This window comes from Pseudarthrobacter sp. MM222, assembly GCF_947090775.1.
Lineage (GTDB): Bacteria > Actinomycetota > Actinomycetes > Actinomycetales > Micrococcaceae > Arthrobacter.
Map to the genome: position 1 here is coordinate 4047537 of NZ_OX352321.1, position 25774 is coordinate 4073310.

General features: G+C 66.3%; 20 protein-coding genes and 1 tRNA gene. 11 read left to right on the forward strand and 10 right to left on the reverse strand.

The window, feature by feature from the left end; genetic code table 11:
• Window positions 1-102 precede the first annotated feature (102 nt).
• Window positions 103-1152, reverse strand: a complete 1050-nt coding sequence (locus OM977_RS18555) for a glycosyltransferase (protein ID WP_264355347.1) — start codon at window positions 1150-1152, stop codon at window positions 103-105.
• 97 nt (window positions 1153-1249) lie between these two features.
• Window positions 1250-2098, reverse strand: coding sequence for a glycosyltransferase family 2 protein (locus tag OM977_RS18560; protein ID WP_264355348.1), 849 nt, complete (start codon window positions 2096-2098; stop codon window positions 1250-1252).
• Window positions 2099-2139: 41 nt separating this feature from the next.
• Between OM977_RS18560 and OM977_RS18565 the strand changes: the two genes are divergently transcribed.
• Window positions 2140-2922 carry an SGNH/GDSL hydrolase family protein gene (locus OM977_RS18565; protein WP_264355349.1) on the forward strand — a complete coding sequence of 261 codons (783 nt, stop codon included), beginning with the start codon at window positions 2140-2142 and terminating at the stop codon, window positions 2920-2922.
• A gap of 14 nt (window positions 2923-2936) precedes the next feature.
• On the opposite strand, the gene OM977_RS18570 is transcribed toward OM977_RS18565, so the two are convergent.
• Complete coding sequence (locus OM977_RS18570; protein ID WP_264355350.1) at window positions 2937-3365, reverse strand: acetyltransferase; 429 nt, start codon at window positions 3363-3365, stop codon at window positions 2937-2939.
• Window positions 3366-3693: 328 nt separating this feature from the next.
• Window positions 3694-5313, reverse strand: a complete 1620-nt coding sequence (locus OM977_RS18575; RefSeq protein ID WP_264355351.1) for a sugar transferase — start codon at window positions 5311-5313, stop codon at window positions 3694-3696.
• A gap of 442 nt (window positions 5314-5755) precedes the next feature.
• Here OM977_RS18575 and OM977_RS18580 point away from each other — a divergent pair.
• The 3 genes from OM977_RS18580 to OM977_RS18590 all read left to right on the forward strand — a co-directional run bounded on the left by OM977_RS18580 (window position 5756) and on the right by OM977_RS18590 (window position 7248).
• Window positions 5756-5829: transfer RNA gene (locus tag OM977_RS18580), tRNA-Gly, on the forward strand.
• Between the two features lie 112 nt (window positions 5830-5941).
• Complete coding sequence (locus OM977_RS18585) at window positions 5942-6091, forward strand: hypothetical protein (protein WP_192815748.1); 150 nt, start codon at window positions 5942-5944, stop codon at window positions 6089-6091.
• Window positions 6088-7248, forward strand: coding sequence for a N(5)-(carboxyethyl)ornithine synthase (locus OM977_RS18590; RefSeq protein ID WP_264355352.1), 1161 nt, complete (start codon window positions 6088-6090; stop codon window positions 7246-7248). The genes OM977_RS18585 and OM977_RS18590 overlap by 4 nt, the downstream gene beginning before the upstream one ends.
• Window positions 7249-7338: 90 nt before the next feature.
• Here OM977_RS18590 and OM977_RS18595 read toward each other — a convergent pair whose 3' ends face one another.
• The gene (locus OM977_RS18595; protein WP_264355353.1) at window positions 7339-8712 is read right to left on the reverse strand and encodes an MFS transporter; all 1374 of its coding nucleotides are present in this window, start codon (window positions 8710-8712) and stop codon (window positions 7339-7341) included.
• A 137-nt stretch (window positions 8713-8849) separates the two neighbouring features.
• Between OM977_RS18595 and OM977_RS18600 the strand changes: the two genes are divergently transcribed.
• On the forward strand, window positions 8850-9704 hold the full coding sequence (locus OM977_RS18600) for a LysR substrate-binding domain-containing protein (RefSeq protein ID WP_264355354.1): 855 nt from the start codon (window positions 8850-8852) through the stop codon (window positions 9702-9704).
• Between the two features lie 284 nt (window positions 9705-9988).
• On the forward strand, window positions 9989-10285 hold the full coding sequence (locus OM977_RS18605) for a hypothetical protein (protein ID WP_264357477.1): 297 nt from the start codon (window positions 9989-9991) through the stop codon (window positions 10283-10285).
• 102 nt (window positions 10286-10387) lie between these two features.
• On the opposite strand, the gene OM977_RS18610 is transcribed toward OM977_RS18605, so the two are convergent.
• Both OM977_RS18610 and OM977_RS18615 read right to left on the reverse strand, forming a co-directional pair.
• Complete coding sequence (locus OM977_RS18610; protein ID WP_264355355.1) at window positions 10388-13906, reverse strand: bifunctional proline dehydrogenase/L-glutamate gamma-semialdehyde dehydrogenase; 3519 nt, start codon at window positions 13904-13906, stop codon at window positions 10388-10390.
• Window positions 13907-14221: 315 nt separating this feature from the next.
• Window positions 14222-15685, reverse strand: a complete 1464-nt coding sequence (locus tag OM977_RS18615) for an amino acid permease (protein WP_264355356.1) — start codon at window positions 15683-15685, stop codon at window positions 14222-14224.
• A gap of 140 nt (window positions 15686-15825) precedes the next feature.
• Between OM977_RS18615 and OM977_RS18620 the strand changes: the two genes are divergently transcribed.
• The 5 genes from OM977_RS18620 to OM977_RS18640 all read left to right on the forward strand — a co-directional run bounded on the left by OM977_RS18620 (window position 15826) and on the right by OM977_RS18640 (window position 20217).
• Window positions 15826-16749, forward strand: a complete 924-nt coding sequence (locus tag OM977_RS18620; RefSeq protein ID WP_264357478.1) for a LysR family transcriptional regulator — start codon at window positions 15826-15828, stop codon at window positions 16747-16749.
• 59 nt (window positions 16750-16808) lie between these two features.
• On the forward strand, window positions 16809-17240 hold the full coding sequence (gene panD, locus OM977_RS18625) for an aspartate 1-decarboxylase (RefSeq protein ID WP_264355357.1): 432 nt from the start codon (window positions 16809-16811) through the stop codon (window positions 17238-17240).
• A 120-nt stretch (window positions 17241-17360) separates the two neighbouring features.
• The gene (locus OM977_RS18630) at window positions 17361-18287 is read left to right on the forward strand and encodes an AEC family transporter (protein WP_264355358.1); all 927 of its coding nucleotides are present in this window, start codon (window positions 17361-17363) and stop codon (window positions 18285-18287) included.
• A 56-nt stretch (window positions 18288-18343) separates the two neighbouring features.
• Window positions 18344-19474, forward strand: coding sequence for an FAD-dependent oxidoreductase (locus OM977_RS18635; protein WP_264355359.1), 1131 nt, complete (start codon window positions 18344-18346; stop codon window positions 19472-19474).
• 38 nt (window positions 19475-19512) lie between these two features.
• Window positions 19513-20217, forward strand: a complete 705-nt coding sequence (locus tag OM977_RS18640) for an HNH endonuclease family protein (protein WP_264355360.1) — start codon at window positions 19513-19515, stop codon at window positions 20215-20217.
• Here the strand turns inward: OM977_RS18640 and OM977_RS18645 are convergent.
• The 3 genes from OM977_RS18645 to OM977_RS18655 all read right to left on the reverse strand — a co-directional run bounded on the left by OM977_RS18645 (window position 20214) and on the right by OM977_RS18655 (window position 25577).
• Entirely contained in the window at window positions 20214-22841 is a 2628-nt protein-coding gene (locus tag OM977_RS18645; protein WP_264355361.1) for a trehalase-like domain-containing protein, read from the reverse strand. The two genes, OM977_RS18640 and OM977_RS18645, sit on opposite strands and share 4 nt — an antisense overlap.
• A gap of 137 nt (window positions 22842-22978) precedes the next feature.
• The gene (locus OM977_RS18650; protein WP_264355362.1) at window positions 22979-24358 is read right to left on the reverse strand and encodes a right-handed parallel beta-helix repeat-containing protein; all 1380 of its coding nucleotides are present in this window, start codon (window positions 24356-24358) and stop codon (window positions 22979-22981) included.
• A 229-nt stretch (window positions 24359-24587) separates the two neighbouring features.
• Complete coding sequence (locus OM977_RS18655; RefSeq protein WP_264355363.1) at window positions 24588-25577, reverse strand: LLM class flavin-dependent oxidoreductase; 990 nt, start codon at window positions 25575-25577, stop codon at window positions 24588-24590.
• Between the last annotated feature and the right edge of the window lie 197 nt (window positions 25578-25774).

Consider the following 25774-nt stretch of genomic DNA (forward strand, 5'->3'; position numbering starts at 1 on the left):
ATGAACGGTATGGCAACGGCGAAACACAGAAAAGCCATAATGGCCAAAGCCGCCCTCATTCCGGGCTTGGCCTCACCCGGCAGGCGGACCGGGCTTCGGAAGTCAGTTCCGGCCGGCATCGATCGCCTCCGCGTAGAAGTCCAGCAGACGCCCCGCGAGTGATTCAGCGGACCACAGGCCCCGGTGCAGCTCCCGGGCACGCGCGCTCAGCCGGTGCCGCAGATCCTGGTCGGCCGCCACCGCGGCCATGGCGGCTTCGAACGCCGCCGCCGTGGGCTCGGCCACGATGGCCGCGCCGGCCTCCCGGAGGCTCGAGGACAGTCCGCATTCCGAGGTAACGATGATGGGCGTTCCCACGCCGGCTGCCTCGATAATCACCATCGGATACGGTTCGTGGCGGGCCGGCAAGACGACGGCTGTCGCGTGGGCCAGTGCCTCGAGCACCTCTGGTTCGGTCAGCTCCCCCGGCAGGTCGAAGCGGTCCTGGAAGCCGGAAGCGTCGATCAGGGCGCGCACGGCACCCAGTTCACCCTGGTCAGGGCCCGCGACAACAAAACGGGCTTCCGTTCCCTTCCGCAATAGGGCAATGGCGGCCTCGACGAACACCGTGGGCTGCTTTCGGGGCGCAAGGCGTGAAACAAAGAGGAAGATTGCATCCTGCGGGTCTTCCCACGCGGTACCGGGGTCCGCGGTGGCGTTCACCACCCTACGCATCTTCGTCCGTGGCACCCCGAGGGATTCAAGGTTCTTCTCTTCGGCTTCCGTCAACGTCAACCACAATTGCGGTGTCCGCATCGCACGCCTAAAGACCAGTGAATCGAACAGGCGCAGCACCCGCGAGTCCGGTACCGCCAGCATGCCGTGGGCCTGGGCGATGACAGGAGCGGCCGCACGGCGCAGCAGGAGGGCACTGCAGGTGGTGATGAAGTCCCGGCAGAGGTGAAGCTGCACGACGTCGACCCCCCGGCTCCGGTCCCACACGTGGCGGACGAGGCCGATGCCGATCAGACCCCTGAGCCGGGCTCCGCGGAACGGCCGCCGGACCGGGAAGATCCGCTCGTGTGATCCAGGCCGAGCGGCGGGGACGGCCCCGAGCCAGCCTCCGACCAGCTCGACAGCGGCGCCGCGGCGGATCAGGGCCGCGCTCTGCATGCGCGCGACAGCCCAGACTCCGCCCGCTACAGCTCCCGGGCCTGCAAGGCCACCGATCTGCAACACACTAATGCGTGACCGAGCCGCTTCACCGCGCTCAGGCATGGTCAGCCAGCCGCCAGCCATTGCGCTTGAGTTCACGTGTTTTCAGTCCGATCTGCCAGTAATAGGTAGCCAGCGCGACGGCGTAATCGAACCCGGCCCGCCCGTCCAGGAAACCGCGGCGGACGACGTAGCTGTAAAGCCAGAAGGCGAGGGGTTTGAAGGGGACAACGTCAAAGCGTTGCCCCTGGCCGCTCTTGAAGGAGCGGACGGTGCGCATCATGACGGGGTCAGCATGGATATACGCTTCCCAGTCGGAGTACTTGTTGTGCCTGTCGAACCAGGTGCGCACCGGGTCGAGGTCATGGTGGGCGAGCAGGCCCTCGGTCCGCCCGATGTCGCCCACCGTCTCCGGCTGGTAGTGCACTTCTAGTTCCGTGATCACCGGAAGCTTCATCAATCCGGTGTCCTTGTATTCGTTGAACCCCCGCTTCAAAAGGGTCCGTTTGACGACCTGATGGCCGTGCTTGAGCTCCTTGCCAGCGAAGTGATAGGAGATGGGGATGTCAAAGGCCACCCGGTGTTCCGACGGGTTCGAGACGATCGCGGCGATTTCCGCGAGCAGCTCCCGGCTCGGATATTCATCGGCGTCAAGGAACAGGATCCAGGGGTGGCGGGTGGATGCGTGCTGCAGCTGCCACTGCTTCTTCTGCGGGAATTCGCCATTCCAGGTGAAGTTGACAACCGTCGCCCCGGCGGAGCGGGCGAGCTCCGCGGTCCGATCGGTGCTGTTGGAGTCAACAACGATGACTTCGTCGAAGTCACTGAGCGCCGCCAGGCACTTCTCGATGCTCGCCTCTTCATTTTTCGTCTGAATCAGGACCGAAACTGGTATCTTCTGCATGCACTTCCCCCTCAGGAGTGGATAGCCGATAGTATTTGCAAATGGATTTTCTGAAGCGCAGAAACCGGAACAGAACATCCTTCCCATTCCGATACGCCAAGGAACTGGGGTTTGGTCTGCTCGCCGTGGCGGCAATTGTTGTCGCCGTGCTGGCGCTGACCATGCGGGACAACGGGGTGAGCGCGTCGCCGGCTCCGACCTCCGCCGCCGCCCAAGCCACCCGGCCCACTGTGCCGAACGTTGACATCATCGGGGACTCCTATACCGGAGGTTCCGATGAGGGCGGCTACGGCGCGGCCAACTGGACAAAGATCGTCGGGTCCCGCTTTTACTCGGAGTCCCGTCCCGTCGACATGAACGTCACCGCAGTACCCGGCGCCGGATACATCACCCGTGGACCAGACAAGGCCACGTTCGCCGAAGCCGCCACCAGCAACCTGCGCTCGTCGGCCGACCTGGTCCTCGTCTTCGGGAGCAGGAATGACGGCAAGCAGGACGCCTCGGCCATGGCTGCGGCTGCAACGGACCTCTATGCCAAGATCCGCGAGCGTGCGCCCCATGCGAAGCTGATCGTGGTGGGGCCGGCGTGGGTCAACGAGAACGTGCCGGACTTCATCACCGCGAACACGCAGGCGATTTCCGGTGCCGCATCTGCCGCCGGTGCCGCATTCGTCAACCCGCTGAGCGAGGGCTGGTTCTTCGGCGCCGACGCCAAACTTATTGGCGCCGACGGCGTCCACCCCACCGATGCAGGCCATCAGTACATGGCCGAAAAGATGTTTGCCCTGATTTCCAAGACCCTGCCCACCATGGCTACCCCCTAGGGTGCATTGTGCCATCACGGCAGTTCGTTTTCGCGGAACCGCTCCCTGATGACGGCGGGGCCGGCGGACCGGCCGTAGACGGCGTTCGCCGGAACGGACCCGCGGACCACGGTGAGCGGCTCCACCACCGCTGAGCGGCCGATGTGGGCGCCGCCGAGCACCATGCAGCGCGTGGTGACCCAGGCGCCGTCGTCGATCCGCACCGGACTGGTGATCAGTCCCATGTCCGTCCGAGCCCGGTGGCTCCCGGTGGTGATGAAGCATTCCTGCGAAACGACGACGTTCGACCCTATGACCACGTCGTCCTGGTTGTGGAACCAGACTCCCTCGCCGATCCAGCATCCGGACCCGATGCGCAGCTTCCACGGCAGGCTGACACGGGTCCGGGGCCGGAAAGTCACGCCCGGCCCGATCTCCGCGCCGAAGGCACGCAGCGCGGCCACCCTCAGACGCGAACTTATCTGCCAGGGGTTGCTGACGAATAACAGCTCACAGACGCGCCACGCGTACACCACAGCCCGCGGTTTGTCCCATGTTTCACCTGCCCCTGGCGCCTGGGCCAGGTCAATTACCGGTGGTTGCTGCCGGCCCGTTCCGGAAGCCTGAGATGGTAGAGCGGTCATCAGGACACCCCCTCCGGCGTCCGGGCGAAACGCTGCCCATCAATGGCGGCTCGCAGCTCGCTCGAACCTTCCGTAAACCCACTAGTCCCCGAAACAAGTGTGGTCATTGCCTTGCCTTCCCATTCGTAAAACCGAGACCTTCGGACTTTCAGTACGCTCCTACCGGCTTGATGAGCATCTTGGCGGTGCGCCAGATGATGATCAGGTCCCCGGCCAGAGACCAGTTTTCGACGTAATACAGGTCCAGCCGAACGCTGTCCCGCCAGTTCAGCTCGGACCGGCCGTTGATCTGCCACATGCCGGTCAGGCCCGGCTTGATGTACAGCCGCCGGAGGACCTTGTGCTGGTACTTGTCGACCTCACGCTGCAGTGGCGGCCGCGGACCGACGAGGCTCATGTCGCCCTTGAGGACATTCCAGATCTGCGGAAGTTCGTCCAGCGAGTGTTTCCGCATCCACCGGCCGACCTGGGTGACGCGGGGATCGTTCTGCATCTTGAACAGCACGCCGGCGCCCTCGTTCTGCTCCAGGAGCCCGGCCAGGTCGTCCTCGGCGGACTGGACCATCGACCGGAACTTCAGCATGTGGAACTTCTCACCACCCCGGCCAACCCGCTCCTGCCGGAAAATGACAGGGCCCGGGCTGTCCCGTTTGATCATGACCGCGAGGAAGATGAACACCGGCAGGAGCGCCACCAGGGATACGGCGGCCAGCACGACGTCGAATATTCTCTTCAAGGCATGTTTCGCACCGGCATACTGGGGCAGCTCCACGTGCATGAGCGGAAGTCCCTCCACTGGCCGGGAGTGGATCCGTGGACCGGCCACGTTGGTCAGCCCGGTGGTGAGGATCAGCTGGGTGGACGACTGCTCGAGCTTCCAGCCCAGGCGCTGGATGTAGCGGCCGCCGCCCTTCATGGGGCCGGCAACAATCACGGCGTCGGCGTCCACCGAGGCCACGGCTTCGACAACGCTTCGCTCATCGCCAACCACTTTGAAGATCTGGCCGCCTTGGCTGAAGGCGCCGGGGCCGTGGGCACCGGCCAGCGCGACACCTACGACCTTGTACGCCGCACCGGACTTCTTTTCGATCTGGCTGACGACGTATCGGACGTCCTTCGGCCTGCCCAGCACGACTACGCGGGACAGGTAATGGCCGTGAATCCGCTGCCTGGATAGCCACTGACGCAGGCTCCAGCGCGCGGCCAGCAGGCCGATCAGTCCGGTGGGCAGGGCAAGGGCGAAGAAGCCCCGGGCAATGTCGATGTTGAGGACAAAGCAAACCAAGGCGATAAGTCCCAGCAGCATTGCACTGGCGCTGACGACGCGCCGGTATTCGTCGATGCCGATTCCCACGATCCGGGTATCCCGGCTTTTGTACAGACCCAGCGCCAGCATCCAGGCGGCCGCAATGGCCACGGAGATGTGCAAGTAGTCAATGTGGAAGGTGCCGAGTTCGACCACGCTCGCAGTGCTCAGGCCGAACCGGGTGAGGTGGGCGGCAGCGGTTACGGCGGCAATCACCACGGCGTCAGCGCCGATGAGCAGGTGCCGGTACCGGTTAGCCCAGCGGACCCCCTCACGCCGCGAGCTGCTCGTCACGCGCCCCAGCTTCGCCGCCTTGAAGTCCGGAAACGTGAATGTGGGTGCAGGCAGCGCCAGGGTGCCGGCAACCGGACCGGCCGCTCCCTGCCGTCGGGCAGGAATCCGGACGGTCCCCGCTGATGGAAATGCTGAATAGACGGCGCGGCCCTGCTTGAGCTCACTCATGCTCGCCGCCGCTGACTCGTTGTGGACCGTTCAGTCCGTCTTGTTCCTGCACTTTTGGCCGGCGAAGCCCACCCTTTGGCAACACGGGATGGACCACCATCAACTTCTCGTCATACATCGTGAGACCTTCTAGCGACTGGGTTGGCTGTGGTCTCCCCTAGTAAATTAGATGGCCTTCGAGTGCGCACGAGTGTGCCCTACCCCCATTCGCCTTTTGAACCACTCGACATCTACGCCGCCGCGGGCTGACTACTTGTCTGGACTACCCGGACCCGAGAGGGAACTACCCATTCCTGTGCCGGGGATGGCCACAGTGTCGTTGCCTGCAGCAAATCCGCCCGGGAAACAGGGCCGGCGGACGAAGGTGTTCAACCACCGGGCCAGACTGAGGTAATGTGAATCTCGTTGTTCGGGACTTGGCTGGATTCTGGCCGGTCCCAACGCGGCTGTAGCTCAATGGTAGAGCGCTAGCTTCCCAAGCTTGATACGCGGGTTCGATTCCCGTCAGCCGCTCCATTTTCCGGTTCGGCTGCTGGCTACCGCACAGCTCCCGAGCCGCAGCCCGTTAGGTTGCTACCTGTATCGTTCGGAGTCAGGAACCCCTTCGGTTCCGCCAACAGGAGCGATCATGGCTGACAAATCCCCCCGTCAAGCAGCATCCAAGAAATCCGGCAAATCCATCAAGGAAAAGCGTGCCGACAAGAGGACCGCTGCAGCGCCGCCCAGCTCCCTGGACAAGGCCACCAGCTCCAAGCCGGCGAGCCCCAAAAAGAAGTGAGCGGCACCTCGAGCCGGCTCACCCTCGGAGTCCTCGCCAGCACGCGGAAGCCTGACGAGCGGCGCCTCCCGATCCACCCCCTCCACCTGGACCGCATCGCACCGGAACTCAGGCACCAGCTGATCCTGGAAGAGGGCTACGGCGAGCGTTTCGGCGTCTCAAACGAGCACCTGGCGCCCCTCGTGGGGCGCATCGTGCCGCGCGCGCAGCTGCTGGCGGAGGCCGACGTCGTCCTCCTTCCCAAGCCGCAGCCCGAAGACCTGGCCGAACTCCGGGACGGGCAGGTCCTCTGGGGCTGGCCGCACTGTGTCCAGGACCGGGCCATCACGCAGCTGGCGATCGACAAGAAGCTCACACTGATCGCCTTCGAGGCGATGAACCACTGGGCCAGCGACGGCGGATTCGGCCTGCACGTGTTCCACAAGAACAACGAACTGGCCGGCTACTGCTCCGTGCTTCATGCCCTGGCGCTGACCGGCTCCACCGGCGTCTATGGCCGGCGCCTGAGCGCCGTCGTGATCGGCTTCGGGGCCACCGCCCGCGGCGCGGTGACGGCCCTCAACGCCCACGGCATCCACGATGTCCAGGTGCTGACCAACCGCGGCGTCGCCGCGGTTGGCTCGCCCATCCACTCGGTGCGGATCGCGCAGTTCGACCACGACGACAAGGCCCCGTTCCTCAGCGAGGTCATCACCGAACGCGGCCGCGTGCCGCTGGCGCCGTTCCTCGCCGAGAGCGACATCGTGGTCAACTGCACGCTGCAGGACCCCAATGCGCCGCTGACCTACCTGCGGACCGAAGACCTGGACGCGTTCCGGCCCGGCAGCCTGATCGTGGACGTGTCCTGCGACGAGGGCATGGGCTTCAGCTGGGCGAAGACCACCACGTTCGCCGATCCCATGTTCAAAGTGGGCGACCACATCGACTACTACGCGGTGGACCACAGCCCTTCCTACCTGTGGAACGCCTCCAGCTGGGAAATCAGCGAGGCACTGTTGCCCTTCCTGGAAACCGTGGTGTCGGGTCCCGAGGCGTGGACGTCGAACGAGACAATCCGCCGGGCTATTGAAATCCGCGACGGCGTAGTCCTCAACCCGGACATTCTGCAGTTCCAGCAGCGGCAGCCGGAGTACCCGCACCTGCCCACAGCGGGCTAACGGTTCCGCACGGTTCCCGGAATTCCGCTGCGAAAGTGGACAGCCGCTGCGTGGATCCACGTAGCGGCTGTCCGAAAACGAGGCGGAAAGCTACGATGCGGCGCCTGCCGGCCGGCTGCGTCCGCCCCGGACGATCTTCACCAGGCGGCGCCGGTCCTTCAGATCCACCCTGAGCATCAACTGGCCTTGGCGGGCCAGCACGACGGCGACCGTCGCGGCTGCGAGTGCCGGCACGCCGCCGGACACCAAGATGGCGGCGTGCGGGTCGACGTGCTCGGCGAGCCAGCCGATCAGGGGCCCGCCGATCGCCTGGCCACCGATCAGCACCATGATGTACAGGCTCATGACCCGACCGCGGATAGCCATGTTGGCGCTGGTCTGGACGAGCTGGTTGGCCGCGGTCAGGAACATCAGGCACCAAAAACCGGCCAGGACCATGGCCGCACCGAACCACACGAGGGACGGCGCGAGCGCGGACAGGCAAAGCATCAGTCCGTACATTCCTGCCCCCAGCATCACCGACCGAAGCCGCAGCGTCCGCCGCCGGGCGGAAGTGACGGCCCCGGCCAACGCACCCAGGGCCACCAACGCGTTCAGCAGGCCGTAGCCGCCGGCGCCGACGTCGTAGACCTGGTCCGCGAAGGCGGCCAGCAGCACCGGCAGGCTCATGGCGAACACCGCGACGAAGCCGGCCATGAGCCAGGGCCAGTAAATGGTCGGCTTGCCCAGGGCGTAGCGCAACCCCTCCCGGAGCATGCCCTTGCGCTTGGGAACGGGGGCGCTGGTCTGCAGTTCATCCTTGCGCAGGGTCAGGAGCATGGCGACCGTGGAACAGCAGGCCACGGCGTTCGCGGCGAAGGCCCAGCCGGCGCCCACTGCCGTGAGCAGGACACCGGCGAGCGCCGGGCCGATCAGCCCTCCGAGCTGGAACGTTGTGGAGTTCACGCTGATGGCGTTCCGCAAGTACCGCGGACCGACGAGCTCATTGACGAAAACCTGGCGCGCGGGCTGGTCCAACACCGTGACAAATCCGAGGGCCAACGCAATCCCGTAGACGTGCCAGACTTCGATCCGCTGGCTCAGGGCCAGGACCGCAAGGACAGCCGCGAGCAATGCCGCCACCGACTGGCACAGCATCAGGATCCTGCGTTTCGCGAAGCGGTCGGCCATCATCCCCGCCCATGGTCCGAGAAACAGCGAGGGCAGAAACTGCAGCGCCACGGTGATCCCGACGGCGGTGACGGACCCGGAGAGCTGGAGGACCAGCCAGTCCTGGGCGATCCGCTGCATCCACAGCGCTATCACCGCGATGAAGTGACCAATAGCGAAGATCCGGAAGTTCCGGACCTTCAAGGAAATGAACGTGTGGCGCCAGGGCAGGCGCTCCTGGACGACGGCGATCGGCTGGGTGGTCGTGTCGGGCGAGCCGGTCACGTTGGCCTGTAACGGCGGAGGGGGTGCCACGAAAAAGTCCTCTGGGAAGCGGGGGCGGGTTGCCTTAACGCTAGGCTCGACCGTACAGATTGCGGAAGGTTATTGACCGCATAACTCGCATTACGGACCGCAATGATCCGCACACGACCACTGCCCCGGGAGGCCGCATGTTTGACCCTGCCCAGCTCCGTTCCTTCCTGGCCGTGGCCGAAACCTTAAGCTTCACGAAGGCCGCAGAACGGCTGGGACTGGCCCAGCCGACCGTGAGCCAGCATGTCCGCAAGCTCGAGGCCGCGGCGAAGCGGGTCCTCGTGGCGCGGGACACCCGCGAGGTGAGCCTGACCGACAACGGTGACGCCATGGCCGGCTTCGCCCGCACCATCCTCTCCGCCCACGACGCCGCCGCGCGTTACTTCTCCGGATCGGCCATGCGCGGCCGGTTGCGCTTCGGCACGGCGGACGACCTGGCGATCACCGGGCTGCCGAGGATCCTCAGGGAGTTCCGCCAGATCTACCCCCAGATCAATTTGGAACTGACGGTGGGGCAAAGCGACCAGCTCTACAAGCGGCTTAACGCGGGCCAACTGGACCTTGTCTTCGTCAAATGGGTGGCCGGAGCCAAGGACGGCACCGTGGTGCAGCAGGATTCCTTCGCCTGGGTGGGCCTGGAGCAGACCGCCCTTGACCCCGCCGACCCCGTGCCCCTGATCGCGTACCCGGCGCCGAGCCTGAGCCGTAAGCTTGCCATCGACGCGCTCGAGTCCGCCGGACGGACCTGGCGCATCACCTGCACCACGCGCCAGATCAGCGGCGTGCTCGCCGCCGTCCGCGCCGGCATCGGGGTGGCCGTGATGCCGTCCTCGCTGGTCCCGGACGACCTGACGATCATCACCCGGCGCTTCGACTTGCCGCCCGTTGGCGACGTCGACTTCACCCTCATCCGCAACCCGCTGGCTAATGCCGAGGTCATTGACGCCCTCACCCAGGCCATCGCCGGGCGGACGCTCAAGCGTTCAGCCTGAGCGCCGCCGTCCCGCCGGGCGCCGTCCACACCTGACTTCTGGGGATTTGCGCTGCAGCTACTTGGAGGGTGTACTTACGCGGGCCATTGATCACCTGCAGTGGGTGGCCTATCCTAAGAACGTTGAAGGTCAAGAAGTGGCCCACAACAACGATTCGAAAACGCACGCTCCCCGCGGCGATTGCCGTCCGGCAACCACCCCGGAGCGTTCGGGATAGGCCGACAATGACGCCAGCCATAAATCACCCCCATGCGCCCGCACCTTCGGATGTCGCTTTGAAGCCGATGCGTCCGCTGACGCCTGCAACGCACCGCGGCGCCGCCGCCCAGCATCCGAGCCGTGGCCGCCGCGACGCGCACGCGATCTCCCTGGCGGATGCCGACTACGCGAGTAGCCCTTACTGCGAACGCTGCGGTACCGACGAATTCATCTATCTGGAGACATTTGTGCCCGCCACGCACCGTCGGGACGGATCCGTCAGCCGGCTCGGTGAGGTCACCTACTTCTGCTCCGGCTGCGACGACTTCTCCGCCCACGCGGTGCCCGCGTCTTGGGTTCCGCCCGGCTGGTACTTCGGCTGACGCCGAGGCAAACCCGGGACTACGAGCCCGCCTAAAGACTTGAGCCGGGCGGCCACCATTGGAGGGTGGCCGCCCGGCTCATCTTGTTCTGCTGAGGCGTCCCTAGATCAGGCTGTCCGAGATGTGGTTGGGGGTGCCGAAGCGGTGCGCCGTGATGCTGATGGCCTGTTCGTGCAGGAACGGCAGCAGCTCAACGCGGCCGGCCTCGGTGACCCGGTGGCCATAGATCGCCAGGTCCGGACGGCCGCCGGTGGCTTCGGCGAGGGCCTTCGCGTTCCCGCCGATAAGCCGGATCCGGCCGCCTGACAGCTGGCCCGCGTCCGCAAGACGGCCGGCGGCCGCCAGCCACTCGGCGTCGTTCTCCACCGTGACGTCGATGCCGAGACCGTGGAGAACCGTACGCAGCGGGACGGGGAGTTCGGCGGCACAGGACACCGTCAGTGCGGAGCCCGCCTGCACGCCGGCGGCAACGGTCCGGACCAGGTGGCCCAGCGGTTCACCTTCGGCGAGCCGCACCGTGACCGGCAAGGCGCGGTACCGGAAGATGTTCCGCTCCGCGCTCAGTCCGGAAACGTCCTTGGCGGTACCGAACTCCTCGGCCCAGGCCTTTGCGTCGGAGGCCAGCGCACGCTGCAGCGTCTGCAGTTGCTCGGCAGCCAGGAAGGACTTGGCGGCGTTTTCGATCCGTCGGACCCCGGCGTGCGCCGGAGTTGCACCGGCGGTGCTTGCCTTGCTGGTCCATTCGCCGAGTCCGACGAGGTAGTTCGGGCCGCCGGCCTTGGTGCCGGCGCCGACGGCGGATTTCTTCCAGCCGCCGAAAGGCTGGCGCTGCACGATGGCGCCGGTGATGCCGCGGTTGACGTAGAGGTTGCCGGCCTGGACGCTGTCCAGCCAGATGCCGAGTTCATCCGTGTTCAGCGAGTGCAGGCCGGAGGTGAGGCCGTAGTCGATCTGGTTCTGGATGGCGATGGCTTCTTCCAAAGTGTCCGCGGTCATCACGCCTAGCACCGGCCCGAAGAACTCGGTGAGGTGGAAGTAGGATCCACGCCGGACGCCGTAACGGACGCCGGGGCTCCAGAGCTTGCCGGATTCATCGAGCTTCCTCGGCTCGACGGCCCAGCTCTCGCCTTCTCCGAGCGTGGTGAGCGCGTCCAGGAGCTTGCCGTTCGCGGGTTCGATAATGGGACCCATCTGGCTGGCGGGATCCTCGGGGTAGCCGACCTTCAGGGACGTGACGGCGTCGATGAGCTGGTTGTGGAAGCGCTTGGACTTGGCCACGGAGCCGACGAGGATCACCAGCGAGGCAGCGGAGCACTTCTGCCCTGCATGGCCGAACGCGGAGTAGGCGACGTCTTTGGCCGCGAGGTCAAGGTCGGCGCTGGGCGTGACGATGATGGCATTCTTGCCGCTGGTCTCGGCCAGGAGGGGAAGGTCCTTGCGGAAGGACCGGAACAGCTCGGCTGTCTCGTAGCCGCCGGTCAGGATGACACGGTCCACTGCGGGGTGCGAGATCAGCTGCCGGCCGAGTTCACGCTCGCCCAGCTGGACCATGGTGAGCACCTCGCGGGGCACGCCGGCTTCCCAGAGGGCTTCGATCATCACGGCGCCGCTGCGGCGGGCCTGCTTGGCGGGCTTGATGACGACGGCGGATCCGGCGGCGAGCGCTGCGAGCGTGGAGCCGGCCGGGATGGCTACCGGGAAGTTCCACGGCGGGGTTACGACGGTGAGCTTCGCCGGGACGAAGGTGGCGCCGTCGACGTCGTCGAGCCTGCGGGCGGACTCGGCGTAGTAGTGCGCGAAGTCCACGGCTTCGCTGACTTCGGGGTCGCCCTGGTCAATGGTTTTGCCGGTCTCGCTGGCCATGACCTCGAGCAGGTCGGCGCGGCGTGATTCCAGCACGTCGCCGGCGCGGTGCAGGATTTCGGCGCGCTCGGCGCCGGAGAGGGCGCCCCAGGCCTTGCCCTTCTCGATGGCGGTGTCGATGACCTGGTTCAGCGTCGCCTCGTCATTGATCGTGGCGGCTTCCACGGCGGCGTTGCCGAGTGTGGATGTTGGAACGCGGCCGAGGATCGCACGGCCCCAGTTCCGGTTGGCCGGCAGCGCGGGGTCGGTGTCCGGGGTGTTCTCAAAGGCGTCGTGCGGCATCGGCGCGGCCGGGAGGCTGCGGTTCTGCTGGCGGTTGGGCGGCGGGACCGCGTCGTCGAGCTTGGCGAGGGAGGCGAGGAAGCGCTGCTTCTCGCGTTCGAAGAGTATTTCGTTTTCGCTGAGTTCGAAGACGGCGGACATGAAGTTGTCCTGGCTGGCGCCTTCCTCGAGGCGGCGGATCAGGTAGGCGATCGCGACGTCGAACTCGGCGGGGTGGACCACGGGTGTGTAGAGCAGCAGCGAGCCGACGTCCTTCTTGACGGCTTCGGCCTGGCCCTGGGCCATGCCCAGCAGCATCTCGAATTCGATGCCGGATTCCACGCCGCGCTGTTTGGCCAGCAGCCAGGCGAAGGCGATGTCGAAGAGGTTGTGGCCGGCGACGCCGATCCGGATGTTGCGGATCCGGTCCGGGTGCAGCGAGTAGTTGAGAACGCGCTTGTAATTGGTGTCCGAGTCCTGCTTGGTGCCGCAGGTGGCGAGCGGCCAGTCATGCAGGGAGGATTCGACCTGCTCCATCGGCAGGTTGGCGCCCTTGACGACGCGGACCTTGATGGCCGATCCGCCCGTGGCGCGGCGGACGGCGGCCCACTCCTGCAGCCGGATCATGGCGGCCAGTGCGTCCGGGAGGTACGCCTGCAGCACGATGCCGGCCTCGAGGTCCTTAAATTCCGGCTTGTCCAGGATCCGGGTGAAGACCGCAATGGTCAGGTCCAGGTCCTTGTACTCCTCCATGTCCAGGTTGATGAACTTGGCTTTCTGCCCGCCGGCGGCAAAGGAGGCGGCGCGGGTGAAGAGCGGGGTGAGCTTCTCGACGACGTGCTCCACGGCCTCGTCGAACGCCCAGGCGGAGTGCGGAGCCACGGTTGAAGAGACCTTGATCGAGACGTAGTCGACGTCTGGGCGGGACAGCAGCGTGTGGGTGCCCTCGAGCCGGCGGGAGGCCTCGTGCTCGCCGAGGACCGCCTCGCCGAGGAGGTTGACGTTGAGCTTGATGCCGTCCTTGCGGATCTTGGCGATGGCCGGGCCCAGCTTGGCGTCGGTGGCGTCGACGATCAGGTGGCCGACCATTTCGCGGAGCACGCGGCGGGCGACCGGGATGACCACCTGCGGCAGGACCGGGGCCATGGTGCCGCCGAGGCGGACGGCGCTGCGCATGTACCAGGGCAGGAAGGCCGGGACTTTGGGGGCCAGTGCGGCGAGGTTGCGGGCGGCGACCTGCAGGTCTTCGGGGCGGACAACGCCGTCGACGAACCCGACCGTGAAGTCGAGGCCGTTTGGATCCTTCAGGACGCCTGCGAGCTGCTCGGCAGAGGCATCAACGGGGACCTGCGCGGCTTCGGTGAGCCAGCGCCGGACCAGCGCGATGCTGTCCTCCGCGAGGGCGGCGGCCTCCAGCACCGGGGAGCCTTCCGAAACGGCGGCGTGCTCGGCGGCGGTGCCGGTGTTCGCGCGGGACTCCGTTGAGATGTTGGTCATGGCGGCTTCTCGTTCTTTCTCGAAATGGGGACCGTTCTTAGAATCAGTATGCGACCGGATTTTCATAAGATAAAGCGATGTTTCCTGAGCAATACAGATTAGAAAATGAGAACCTTTCAGCAGCCGTCCGAGCGGTCAGAAAATCCCCGGAATGTGGCGGTTAAACAGATCTCGGCAGGCCCAACCCCCACCCAGCCGGTTGCCCTATCACTTACGGTGCCCGAAAGCCCCCAAGAGCCCGGAATAAGGACCCTGAGTGATAGCGCAACCGGGAGAGGGAGGCGTTGAGCCTGCCGGACCCTGGTGCGGGGATGGTCAGCCGACGGGCCGGTGCATCTCCACGGCCTCCTCGTGCCGGGGGCTGCTCGGGTTCATCAGCGAGTGCTTGCGGCCGTATCCGAAGTAGATCACGAGGCCGATGACAAGCCAGATGATGAAGCGCAGCCAGGTCTCCCAGTGCAGCTGGAACATCAGGAAGGCCGAGGACAGGACACCGAAGGCAGGCACCAGCGGCATCAGGGGCAAGCGGAAGGTCCGCGGCGCATCGGGCTTCTTGTAACGGAAGACGATCACCGCCAAGCAGACGACCACGAATGCGGCCAGGATGCCGATGTTGGTCAGGTCGGCCACGGCCTTGATCGGGAACACGCCGGCCAGCAGCGCGGACGCGATGCCAGCGATCCACGTAACCCGCTGCGGCGTACCGTGACGGTCCGTCTTGGAGAACCATCCCGGGAGCAGGCCGTCGCGGCTCATGGAAAACCAGACGCGGGTGACGCCGAGGAGGAAGGTCAGCATCACGGTGAGGATGGAGAGCACGGCGAACACGGAGATGATCGTGGCGATGACGGGCAGGCCCACGCCGGTGAAGGCGGAGGCGAACCCGGCCGTGGGGTCGATGTCCCGATAGTTCTGCATGCCGGTGAGCACCAGGGTGGCGGCCACATACAAGAGCATGGCGATGACCAGGGAGAGGAGGATGGCCTTGGGCATGTGCTTCTTGCCATCGGTCGCTTCCTCGGCCGCTGTACTCATGGCGTCATAGCCGAACACTGCGAAGAACACCGTAGCGGCGCCCGCGAAGACCGGGCCGATGCCGCTGGGCATGAACGGGTTGTAGTTGTCGGCGTTGATGTAGAAAATGCCGAGGCCGATGATGAACAGGATCAGGACGACCTTGATGGCCACGGCCACCAGCTCGAAGCGGCCAAAGGTCTTGGTGCCGCGGGAGAGGATCCAGGTCACGATCAGGCAGACGACAATAGCCGGAATATTGACGATGCCGCCCCGGCCCTCGTCCGCCGTCGATGCCATCCAAAGCGGCATATCGACCCCGATGCCGGAGAGGAACGCACCGAAGTAACCGGAGATGCCGATCGCCACCACGGCGACGATGGCGATGTATTCCAGCAGCAGGTCCCAGCCGATGAACCAGCCAATTACCTCGCCGAGGGCCACATATCCGTAGGTGTAGGCCGACCCCGCACGCGGGATCATGCCGGCAAATTCCGCATAGGACAAAGCGGCCGCCGCGGAAGCCAGTCCTGCAATCAAAAAGGAAAACAGCACCGCGGGACCGACGCCCGGTTCCGTCTCGCTGCCGTGGGCCACGAGGCCTGCGAGGGAGAAGATGCCGACGCCGATAATGCCGCCGACGCCGATCGCTGTCAGTTGCCAGAGGCCAAGGCTCTTGAACAGACCGCTATGTTTGTTTTCTACCTCGATGTCATCAATCGGCTTTTTCCGCATGATGGACTTGGTCAAATCTTGTGCACTCATCAGGGTCTCCTGCTCAGCTATGTTGCCCATCAATCCACCCTGTGATGGGGGTTACTCAAGACAACAGTATGCAAGCCCAATTGCATTAGATAAAGTGAATTCTCCTAATCAATAACCATTAGAATTCACAAAGGACCATGATGCTCGACGTCCGCCGGTTGCGCCTGTTGCGCGAACTGAAAATCCGCGGCACGCTGGCCGAAGTCGCCGAGGCGCTCCAGTACAGCCCGTCGTCGGTCTCGCAGCAACTGGCGCTGCTGGAAAAGGAGGCCGGTGTTGAGCTTCTGCGGAAGACCGGGCGCCGCGTCCAGCTCACGCCCCAGGCCGAAGTTCTAGTGGCGCACACGGCCCAGTTGCTGGAGACACTGGAGCAAGCGGAGGCGGACCTTGCGGCGTCGCTCACCACGGTGACCGGGACCGTGCGCATCGCCGTCTTCCAGTCGGCGGCCCTGGCCCTCATGCCCGACGCGCTGACCCGGATGTCGTCCAGCTACCCGGAGGTCCGGATCGAAATGACGCAGCGCGAACCCGAAACCGCCCTCCACGAGACCTGGGCGCGGGACTTCGACCTGGTCATCGCCGAGCAGTATCCCGGCCACGCGGCCCCGCGGTACGCCGAACTGGACCGCATCCGGCTGACGGGCGACGCAATCAGGCTCGCCGTTCCGCCCCGGTCGCCCGACCGGCCGGACATTACATCCCTCGCCGACACGGCGGAACTGGCTTGGGTCATGGAGCCGCGAGGAGCGGCGTCGCGCCACTGGGCCGAACAGGCGTGCCGCAGCGCGGGCTTCGAACCCGACGTCCGCTTCGAAACTGCGGACCTGCAGGCGCAGATCCGGCTGATCGAATCAGGCAATGCGGTAGCCCTGATGCCTGATCTGGTCTGGACGGGCCGGGGAACGACGGCCCAGCTGATCCCCCTGCCTGGTGATCCGCACCGCACCGTCTTCACCTCGGTGCGTCGCTCGAGCGCCAAACGGCCCGCCATTTTGGCAGCGCGGGAAATCCTGGCCGAGACTGCCGCCTCCATCTCCCCCGCCACCGTGTCCGCACCGGAATGAGCTGCCGTGTTCCCTGGCTCACAGCGCGGCGCACCCGCCGGCGCTAGACTGGTTCCGTTATGAATCGCACAATATTCAAGTCCAAAATCCACCGCGCCACGGTCACGCACGCCGACCTCCACTACGTCGGTTCCGTCACCGTGGACCTGGATCTACTGGAGGCCGCCGACATCCTGCCCGGTGAGCTCGTAGCAATCGTCGACGTCACCAACGGCGCGCGGCTGGAGACCTACACCATCGCCGGCGAGCGCGGTTCCGGCGTGATCGGAATCAACGGCGCGGCCGCGCACCTGATGCACGAGAACGACGTCGTGATCCTCATCACCTATGCCCAGATGACCACGGAGGAGGCGAAGGCGTACACGCCGCGCGTGGTCCATGTGGATAAAGACAACAAGATTGTGCAGATCGGCAGTGACCCCGCGGAAGATGGCCACACGCCGGGGCTGATGCGGCCGCCGCACGCCTTGAACAACGCCACCCTGAACTGACGCCACCCCCGGGCAGACTGGCCCGGTTTCGGCGTAACAGGCGCCCAGAGTAAATAAAGCTGATTATTCTGGGAGGGTGATCCCCACCCATCCCCAGCCCCGAACACGCCGGGCCGCCGCGTGCTAGGGGTGCTCGCGGGCTTCTTCGTGGTCTGGTGCATCATCTTGGTAGGCATGTTCGTGGGCCGGCGCGGGATCCTCGGCGAGAACGCCCGCTCCGTGCTGAGTGCGCTGACCTTCTTCGTCGCCAGCCCCGCTTTGTTGTTCGAGACGCTCAGTAAGGCGAAACTCCAGGACGTCTTTGCCGCGCCGCTGCTGGTGGCGGCGGTGGGCGCCGTCGCGACGGCGGCAATCTACTTCGGGATCGTGCGGTTCCTGCTCAAGCGGCCTCTGCCGGAGGCGCTGATTTCGTCGATGAGCGCGTCCCTGGCCAATTCCGCCAACCTGGGCATTCCCATCGCGGTGTATGTGCTCGGCAGCGCCAGCTATGTGGCGCCGCTGCTGATTTTCCAACTGGCATTCCTGACCCCGATCTTCCTGATTGTCCTGGACGCCACCACCAGCACCCACCGGACCACCACGCTCGGATTCGTGCTGATGATCCTGCGCAACCCGATGATCGTGGGTTCCGGCCTGGGCCTGCTCGTGGCCGGAACGGGGTGGCAGGTGCCCGCGCTGGTGTTGGAACCGATCCACCTGATCGGCGGGGCTGCCATTCCGGCCATGCTGCTGGCCTTCGGCATGAGCCTCAACGGCTCCCGCCCGTTGCAAGCGGCCGGAGGTCGGCGCCTCGACACCATCCTGGCCAGCGGCTTCAAGCTCATCGTCCACCCGCTGCTGGCGTACGTGTTCGCCCGCTTCGCGCTCGGCCTGGACAGCCAGGCCCTCTTCGCGGCCGTCGTCACGTCCGCCCTGCCCACGGCGCAGAACGTCTTTGTCGCCGCCAGCCGCTACCGGACCGGCATCACGGTCGCGAAGGACACCGTGCTGATCACGACAGTCGTGGCCGTGCCGGCCATGATCGGGGTGGCCCTGCTCCTGGCGTGACACCGGCCCGCTTGGCACCACCACTCCCCCTGCTATCCCGACCCTCTGGAGGACCTTTGAGAACAACCGTGGACACTGTCGTCATCGGGGGCGGGGCCATGGGCTCCGCCGCGGCGTGGGCGCTGGCGAGGCGCGGCCGCGACGTGACCCTGCTGGAACAGTTCGGGCCCGGGCACCGCAATGGCGCGTCCCACGGCGCCACGCGGAACCTCAATCTGGCCTACTCCGACCCCCATTATGTGGCGATGCTGGCGGAGAGCGTGGCGCTCTGGAACGAGCTGGAATCCGACGGCGGGGAGCGGCTCCTCGCCCGCACCGGCGTCGTGAACCATGGCACCGATCCGCGGCTGGGCGACGTGCAGGCCGCGTTGCTTGCTGCCGGCCTGCGGGCTGAATTCCTCGCCGCGGCGGAAGCGGCCGAGCGCTGGCGGGGCATCCGGTTCGACCAGCACGTGCTGCATATGCCCGACGGCGGACAGTTGAACCCCGACGTCGCCCTGCCGGTCCTGCAGCGGCTCGCCGCCGGAAACGGCGCCGTCATCCGCCACCGGTCAAGGGTGGTGGAGCTGGCAATCCTCGACGACGGCGTCCGGCTCACGGCCGACGCGGACGGCCGCACCGAAGTACTGACCGCCCGGCAGGTCATCGTCACCGCCGGCGGATGGACGTCGAAGCTGCTTGCCGGCGTGGCGGGACTGCCACGGCTGACCGTGACCCAGGAACAGCCCGCACACTTCGCCGTCACGGACGATGGCGCCGTCTGGCCGGGATTCAACCATGCCCCCGGCCAGGGTGCGGAATTCGCGGGCTGGTACTCGCCGGTCTACGGCATGCCGACCCCCGGCGAGGGGATCAAGGCGGGCTGGCACGGGGTGGGACCCGTGGTGGACCCGGACCGGAGGTCGTTCGCGCCGGAGCCCCAGCAGCGGGCAGCCCTGCGGGATTACGCCCGCCGCTGGCTGCCGGGCGTCGACGCGGATTCGCTGACCGACATCAGCTGCACGTATACGACCACGATGGATGAGAATTTCGTGCTTGACCGCATCGGGCCCGTCGTAATCGGCGCGGGCTTCTCCGGCCACGGATTCAAATTCACGCCCGTCATGGGACGCATCCTTGCCGACCTCGCGACTGGCGAGGGCCCCGCGCCGGCCATCTTCTCGGCGTCCCGGCCAGGAGTGCGCTGATCGCCGCCGTCGACTGGATCGTTCGCGGCCTGGCCGCCGTGCTGCTCGTATCCGCGACCGCGTGCGCCGGCCCCGGGACCGCGCTGTCACCAGCCGGCGGGGGCTCCGGCGATTCCGCGGCGGGCCCGCCGGCGACGGCGGCGTCCGGGAACGCCCCGCATTCCCAGCCCGCCTCTGGCAGCAAGGCCCTTGGCGTGCTCGCAACGCTGCCCGTCAAGGGCCGGGCCCCCAAGACGGGGTATTCGCGGGATCAGTTCGGCCAGGCCTGGGCCGACGTCGACCGGAACGGCTGTGACACCCGGAATGACATGCTCCGCCGTGATCTCACCTCCCTTGCCGTCAAGCCCGGCACACGGGATTGCGTCGTCCTGTCCGGCTTTCTGAACGACCCCTACACGGCGGCCGCGATCAACTTCCAGCGCGGCAGCAGCACCAGCACCGCCGTTCAGATCGACCACGTCGTGGCCCTTAGCGACGCCTGGCAGAAGGGCGCCCAACAGCTCAGCCCGGCCCAGCGCACGGCCTTCGCCAACGATCCCCTGAACCTCCTGGCGGTGGACGGCCCCGCCAACCAGCAGAAAAGCGACGGCGACGCCGCAACCTGGCTGCCGCCCAACAGATCCTTCCGCTGCGAATACGTCGCCCGCCAGATCTCAGTGAAGTCCAGCTATTCCCTATGGGTGACCCAGGCTGAGCATGATGCGATGGCCCGGGTCCTTGGCGACTGCCCCGGCGCGACCTAGCCCTTTGGCAGCCCGTCCAACAGCTGCGCACAGCGGATGAAGCCCAGGTGCGAGTAGGCCTGGGGATGGTTGCCGAGGTGCGTTTCGGTGCCCGGATCGTATTCCTCCGGCAGCAGGCCGGTCGGCCCGAACAGGTTCACGAGCTGGTCGAAGAGATCCCAGGCCTCATCGATCCGCCCCACCGCCACATAGGCCTCGATCAGCCAGGTGGTGCAGATGTGGAACCCGCCTTCCAGTCCCGGCAGGCCGTCGTCGTACCGGTACCGGAAAACCGTGGGCCCGACCCTCAGCTCCCGTTCCACGGCGGTGACCGTGTCCAGGAAGCGCTGGTCGCTGACATCGAGCAGCCCGGAGAGCCCGATGTGCAGCACGGCCGCGTCCAGATCAGGGCTGTCGTAGGCCACCGTGTAGGATTCCGCGGCTTCGTCCCAGCCCTCGCGCAGGACTTCCTCCCGGATGGCGGCGGCCTCCGGCTCCCAGGCGGGCAGCGGCGCGCGGCCGTGCCGGGCAGCGGCCCGCAGCGCCCTATCCAGCGTCACCCAGCACATGACTTTGGTGTAGATGTGGTGCCGTGGCGCCCGGCGGGCCTCCCAGATCCCATGGTCCGGCTCACGCCAGCGGGCCAGCACGGCCGAGGTCATCTGGACCATGAGCTCCCAATGCGCGTCGGAGAGGGCGCCGTTCCGCTTGCCCAGGGCATCGATCAGCTCCGCGATGGGCCCGAAGACGTCCAGCTGCACCTGATGGTCCGCGGCGTTGCCGATCCGCACCGGGCGGGAGCCCGCATACCCCGGGAGGCTCTCGATAATGGCCTCCGTGGATAGCGGTGCACCGGTCACCGAGTACAGCGGGTGCAGCCATTCGGGCCCTGGCGCGTGCGCCAGGATCCGCCCCAGCCAGTCGAGGAATCCTTCCGCCTCCGAGGTGGAGCCTAGGTCCACGAGAGCATTGACCGTCATGGACCCGTCCCGCAGCCAGCAGTACCGGTAGTCCCAGTTCCGCGTGCCGCCGATTCCCTCCGGCAACGAAGTAGTGGGCGCGGCCAGCACGGCGCCGGTGGGTTCGTGGACCAGGGCGCGGAGCACCAACGCGGAGCGCCGCACCAGCGAGGGCTTCACGCCGGGCAGCTGCAGCCCATTCACCCAGCGCCGGGAGTGATGCGCAACGGCGGCGCGGCGCGAGTTTTCGTCCGGCGGCGCAGCGCGCCGGGGTTCGGTGTCGCCGCAGCGCAGGTTCAGTACGACCGGGCCGTGCCCGAGCTCGACGTCGGCTGTCGCCGTCGCATGGCGCCCGTCGGACGTGATGGTGAAGCTGACGCCCGGTGCCAGCAGGATGATGGGATCGGAAGTGCCCACGACGTGCAGGTCCGCACCGCGGGCCTCCATGCTGAAGGGCGCGTTCGCGTAGTCCGGCCGGGGCGCGAAAACGATTCTCGCCGCGCCCGTTCCGGAGACCACCCGCACCAGGCTGGTGATGCCCTCGGGGGCCGGCTCAAGATAGTCGGTGACGGTCACTTCGGCCCAGCGGGTTTCCACGATCATGGTGCTGTCCACATAGCGCTGGCCGAGGACCTGCGAGGCCTTCACCGGTTCCACCGAGAAGTGCCCGGCCGCGTCCCCGCCGAGGAGATGGGCGAAGAGCGACCCCGAATCCGGCAGCGGGTGGCTCATCCAGCAGATCTTGGCGTCCGGCGTGATGAGGGCCGTGGACGAGCCGTTGCCGATCAGGGAATGCCGTTCCAGGCCGACGGCATCCTCCCCGAACAGCCAGGCCCGTCGCAGTTCAAACAGGATGGCAAGGACCCGGGCGAACGACTCCGGGTCCCGCAGCCGGTGCGCGGCCGCAGTCGGTCCCTCCCCCACACGGAGGCCCATGTCAGGACCGCGGAGCGTGCTCATGGCGAGTTCGTCGCTGGCGGCGTCCCCCGCGTACAGCGCGGCGCTCACACCGAGCATGGAGCGCAGGTGCTCAAGCGCGGAGGCCTTGGACGGTTCCACCACCGACAGGTCCAGGACGGAGCCGTCCACAATAAAGGAAAGCCCGTGCGTCCGGGCGATCTCTTCAGCCTGTCTCGTGGCCAGCGCGACGACGGCGGGTTCGGCCGGGCGGGTGTGTACGGACACGGCGACCGGCTTCCGCTCGATGGTGATGCCGCGGTAGGCGCCGACGGTTTCGGCGAGCGCCTGGCTGGCCTGCTGGAGCACCAATTCGGTGGCAAGGGACAGGCCGTGAGCGTAGCCCATGTCGAACTCAGCCCCGTGCGAGCCGACAAGGTGCACCTCCGCGGGGAGGCGGGAGACGGCGGCCAGATCCCGCAGTGAGCGGCCGGAGATGACGGCGGCGTGGGTGTTTGGGAGGGCGGCCAGCGCCCGCAGCGCAATGGCCGCGCTGCCCAGCGGAAGTGTCTCGGTGGAAATTCCTTCCGCCGAGCACAGCGTCCCGCCGTAGTTGCAGGCCACGAGGAGTCCCGGCGTGCGGGCCAGGATCTTGAGCTCCGCAAGCAAGTGCGGGGTCAGCCCGTCGTCGGAGGCGTTCGTCTGCACGAAAGCACGAAGCAGGCCCAACGGCAAGGATTTCGTCAAAAGTGCAGAGTCAGCGAGGGACTGATTGAGCGGGGTGGGCATGCGCGGAGTCCTTCGATAGTCCCCAATGCCAGCATGAGAATCGTCCTGCAAAAGGACACATCTCGAGTATTCCCCTCGGCCATTTCGGCCGGATGTCCCGTCTGTTGCAGCTATGTAACGTCTGCGGCCGGCCCGGCTTAGCAGCTCGGGGCGGCGTATTCGTAAGCGCCCGCATCGGCCGCGCTGGTTCCGGCACAGTCACCGTTTTGCGGTGTCTGCCCGGAGAGGTCGAGGCCCTCCGCGTTTGGGCCGGCCCGGTCGATTGCGGGGCTGCCCGCCGCCAAACGCAGGTCAGCGGGCGCGTCCACGAACCGCGCCGCCGCAGTGCTGGAGCTGGCGCTCGGGGAGATGTTGGTGGGGCCGTTGAGGACGTTCTGCGTCTCGGTCCAGCCGGAGCCGTCCATCCACAAAGAGTTGCTCACTCCCACCAGGATGTTCGCCCTGATCACCGTGGAGGAGGGACAGGATGCGTGGCAGACCACGGCCTTGGATTCAGCGCCGTCCAGCCAGACGGTGTTGTGTTCAAAAACGGTGCCGTTGGTGGGGCCGAAGGAAGAAGTCGGACCGCGGGCGATCAGCCCGGTCGCCTGGGAGCACTCCACGCCGCAGCTGGCGCGGATGAGGTTGTAACTGAACGTGTTGCCGTCAGCCGTTCCGCTGGACCGGCCGATTTCGGAAAATACGTTGTTATCCACGGACACGTTGTGGTGGATCTTGTTGCGGCTGCCGTTGAAGATTTCAAAGGCCGCACCGTCGTGACTGAAGTCGTTGGACTTCGCAGTGGAACCGGTGATGGTATTGCCGGAAAATTCGTTGTCGCTACCGTTGATGAGCACCCCGAACGCGCCGGAATCGTCATTACAGTAGACGGCGCCCGGGGTTCCGCAGCCTACGCCAGGAGTGTTGACGTTCATGATGTTGTTGCCCGTCAGGGTGTTATTCGTATAGTTGCCGAAATCGGAGCCCTTGCCCACCTGGATGCCTGCCGCGTTGTTGACCGCATCGGCGTTCGTGACGACGCCGTGGTCGCCGTAAATACTGAATCCCGAGTAGCCGCACCCCTCGGCGCGCACTCCGTCCACCGTGACGTAGTCGCCATTAACCCTGACGCAGCTTCCTGTCTCCCCCACCACGATTGTCGGCGGATTGCCGCTTCCGTAGCTGTTGAGCGTGATGGCCGCCCGGGCCGTTCCGCTTTCGTCGATGACAATACCGCCGTTCCAGGTGTCACCGCGGCGCAGGCTGACGGAATCACCGGGTTCCAGCACGGTGTTGTTGACCTGCGAGAGCGACTTCCAGGGGGCGTCAACGGAGGTCCCAACATTGCTGTCGTCACCGGCATCACTGACGTAGTACTTTTTTCCGAGGACCGGGGACTGGCTGTCCGGCGGCGCCGTGGACTGTCCGGCGGCCGCTCCCGGACCCGAGACCGGTGCTGGGGACGAGGCGCCCTGGATCAGGCCGGCCATGACTAACAGGGTCATCACAGTGGCTGCAGCGGTGGCCTTGATCTTCAAGATTGCCCCTGGATTTTTCTAAGCTATCCCGGAATGCGGGTGTAACGACAGCTGGTTTAGCGACGGCGGCGTATAACGAGTAGGCACCCGACGGAGCCGGCAGCCTAGAGGGCTTAACCGTAGGATCGCGCCCTGCCGAAGTCAACGGCTCGCCCGGCACCGTGCGTTCCGTGCGCCGGGCGTTTCCGGCCTCCGCGGGAACCCTGGGGGGCGCATAGGCCCTGACCGCTTAGGCCCTGACGAGGCCCGCGGTCTGGGCGAGCAGTTCAACGGAGCGCAACCGCCCTTCGGTTCCCGTGCTCTGGTGGGCAACGATCAGTTCGTCGGCGTCGGAGTGGGCCGTGAACTCGTCGAGGTACTCCACCACGGCGTCCGGCGTTCCGACGGCTGAGTACGTCATCATTTGCGACACGTGCTGGCCCTGCGGCGAGTCCAGGACCATGTCGGCCTCATCGTCGCTGAACACGCGGCCGTTGCCAAAGAACAGCGAGACGCGGGCCCGCAGGGTGTCGCGGTGCATGGCCTGCGCCTCCGCGGCGGAGTCCGCCGCGATGACGTTAACGCCGGCGATCACGTACGGAGCGTCCAGCTGTGCCGAGGGTTTGAACTCGCGGCGGTAGATGGCGACCGCGTCCTGCAGGGCGTTGGGTGCGAAGTGGGAGGCAAAGGCGTACGGCAGGCCCAGCTGGGCGGCCAGCCTGGCGCCGAAGAGCGAGGATCCCAGGATGTACAGCGGCACGTTGGTGCCCTTGCCGGGTGTTGCCTCGACACCCTCGATGCGGGTGGGGCCGTTGAGGTAGCCCTGGAGTTCCAGCACGTCCTGCGGGAAGCTGTCGGAGGACATCGGGTCCCGGCGCAGGGCCCGGAGGGTGTTCTGATCGCTGCCCGGCGCCCGGCCAAGACCCAGGTCGATCCGTCCCGGGTGCAAGGTCTCCAGTGTGCCGAACTGCTCGGCGATGGTCAGCGGGGAGTGGTTGGGCAGCATGATGCCACCAGCGCCGAGGCGGATGGTTTCGGTGTGGGCGGCGATGTGGGCGATCAGCACGCTGGTGGCGGAAGATGCGATGGACGACATGTTGTGGTGCTCGGCATACCAGATCCGCCGGTAGCCCAGCTTCTCGGCGAGTTGCGCCATGGCCACGCTACCCGCGAAGCTTTCTGCCGCCGTCTGGCCCTTGCCGATGGTTGCCAGGTCAAGAATGGAAAGCGGAACAGTCACGGAAAAAGCCGGCCTTTCGTAGTGAAGCGTTGTCAGGCGCCGCCGGTTTCCGGCACACGCACAGCAACCACAACGACGGCGGGACCCCGGTTATTTCTGCTGCGGACCATTTCCCTCGAACGACGCCCCGCACGTCAGTACCTCGGCTGCACGAGAAGTTCTGCCAGCTGTTTCCGTTTCCATGTCCAGCCACCAGA

Excerpts from the sequence above, each read along its gene's own strand:
- OM977_RS18610 (WP_264355355.1), bottom strand. The coding sequence starts at position 13,906 with ATGACCAACATCTCAACGGAGTCCCGCGCGAACACCGGCACCGCCGCC.
- OM977_RS18605 (WP_264357477.1), top strand. The coding sequence starts at position 9,989 with ATGCGTCCGCTGACGCCTGCAACGCACCGCGGCGCCGCCGCCCAGCAT.
- OM977_RS18600 (WP_264355354.1), top strand. The coding sequence starts at position 8,850 with ATGTTTGACCCTGCCCAGCTCCGTTCCTTCCTGGCCGTGGCCGAAACC.
- OM977_RS18585 (WP_192815748.1), top strand. The coding sequence starts at position 5,942 with ATGGCTGACAAATCCCCCCGTCAAGCAGCATCCAAGAAATCCGGCAAA.
- OM977_RS18555 (WP_264355347.1), bottom strand. The coding sequence starts at position 1,152 with ATGCAGAGCGCGGCCCTGATCCGCCGCGGCGCCGCTGTCGAGCTGGTC.
- OM977_RS18645 (WP_264355361.1), bottom strand. The coding sequence starts at position 22,841 with ATGCCCACCCCGCTCAATCAGTCCCTCGCTGACTCTGCACTTTTGACG.
- OM977_RS18620 (WP_264357478.1), top strand. The coding sequence starts at position 15,826 with ATGCTCGACGTCCGCCGGTTGCGCCTGTTGCGCGAACTGAAAATCCGC.
- panD (WP_264355357.1), top strand. The coding sequence starts at position 16,809 with ATGAATCGCACAATATTCAAGTCCAAAATCCACCGCGCCACGGTCACG.
- OM977_RS18560 (WP_264355348.1), bottom strand. The coding sequence starts at position 2,098 with ATGCAGAAGATACCAGTTTCGGTCCTGATTCAGACGAAAAATGAAGAG.
- OM977_RS18615 (WP_264355356.1), bottom strand. The coding sequence starts at position 15,685 with ATGAGTGCACAAGATTTGACCAAGTCCATCATGCGGAAAAAGCCGATT.
- OM977_RS18565 (WP_264355349.1), top strand. The coding sequence starts at position 2,140 with ATGGATTTTCTGAAGCGCAGAAACCGGAACAGAACATCCTTCCCATTC.
- OM977_RS18575 (WP_264355351.1), bottom strand. The coding sequence starts at position 5,313 with ATGAGTGAGCTCAAGCAGGGCCGCGCCGTCTATTCAGCATTTCCATCA.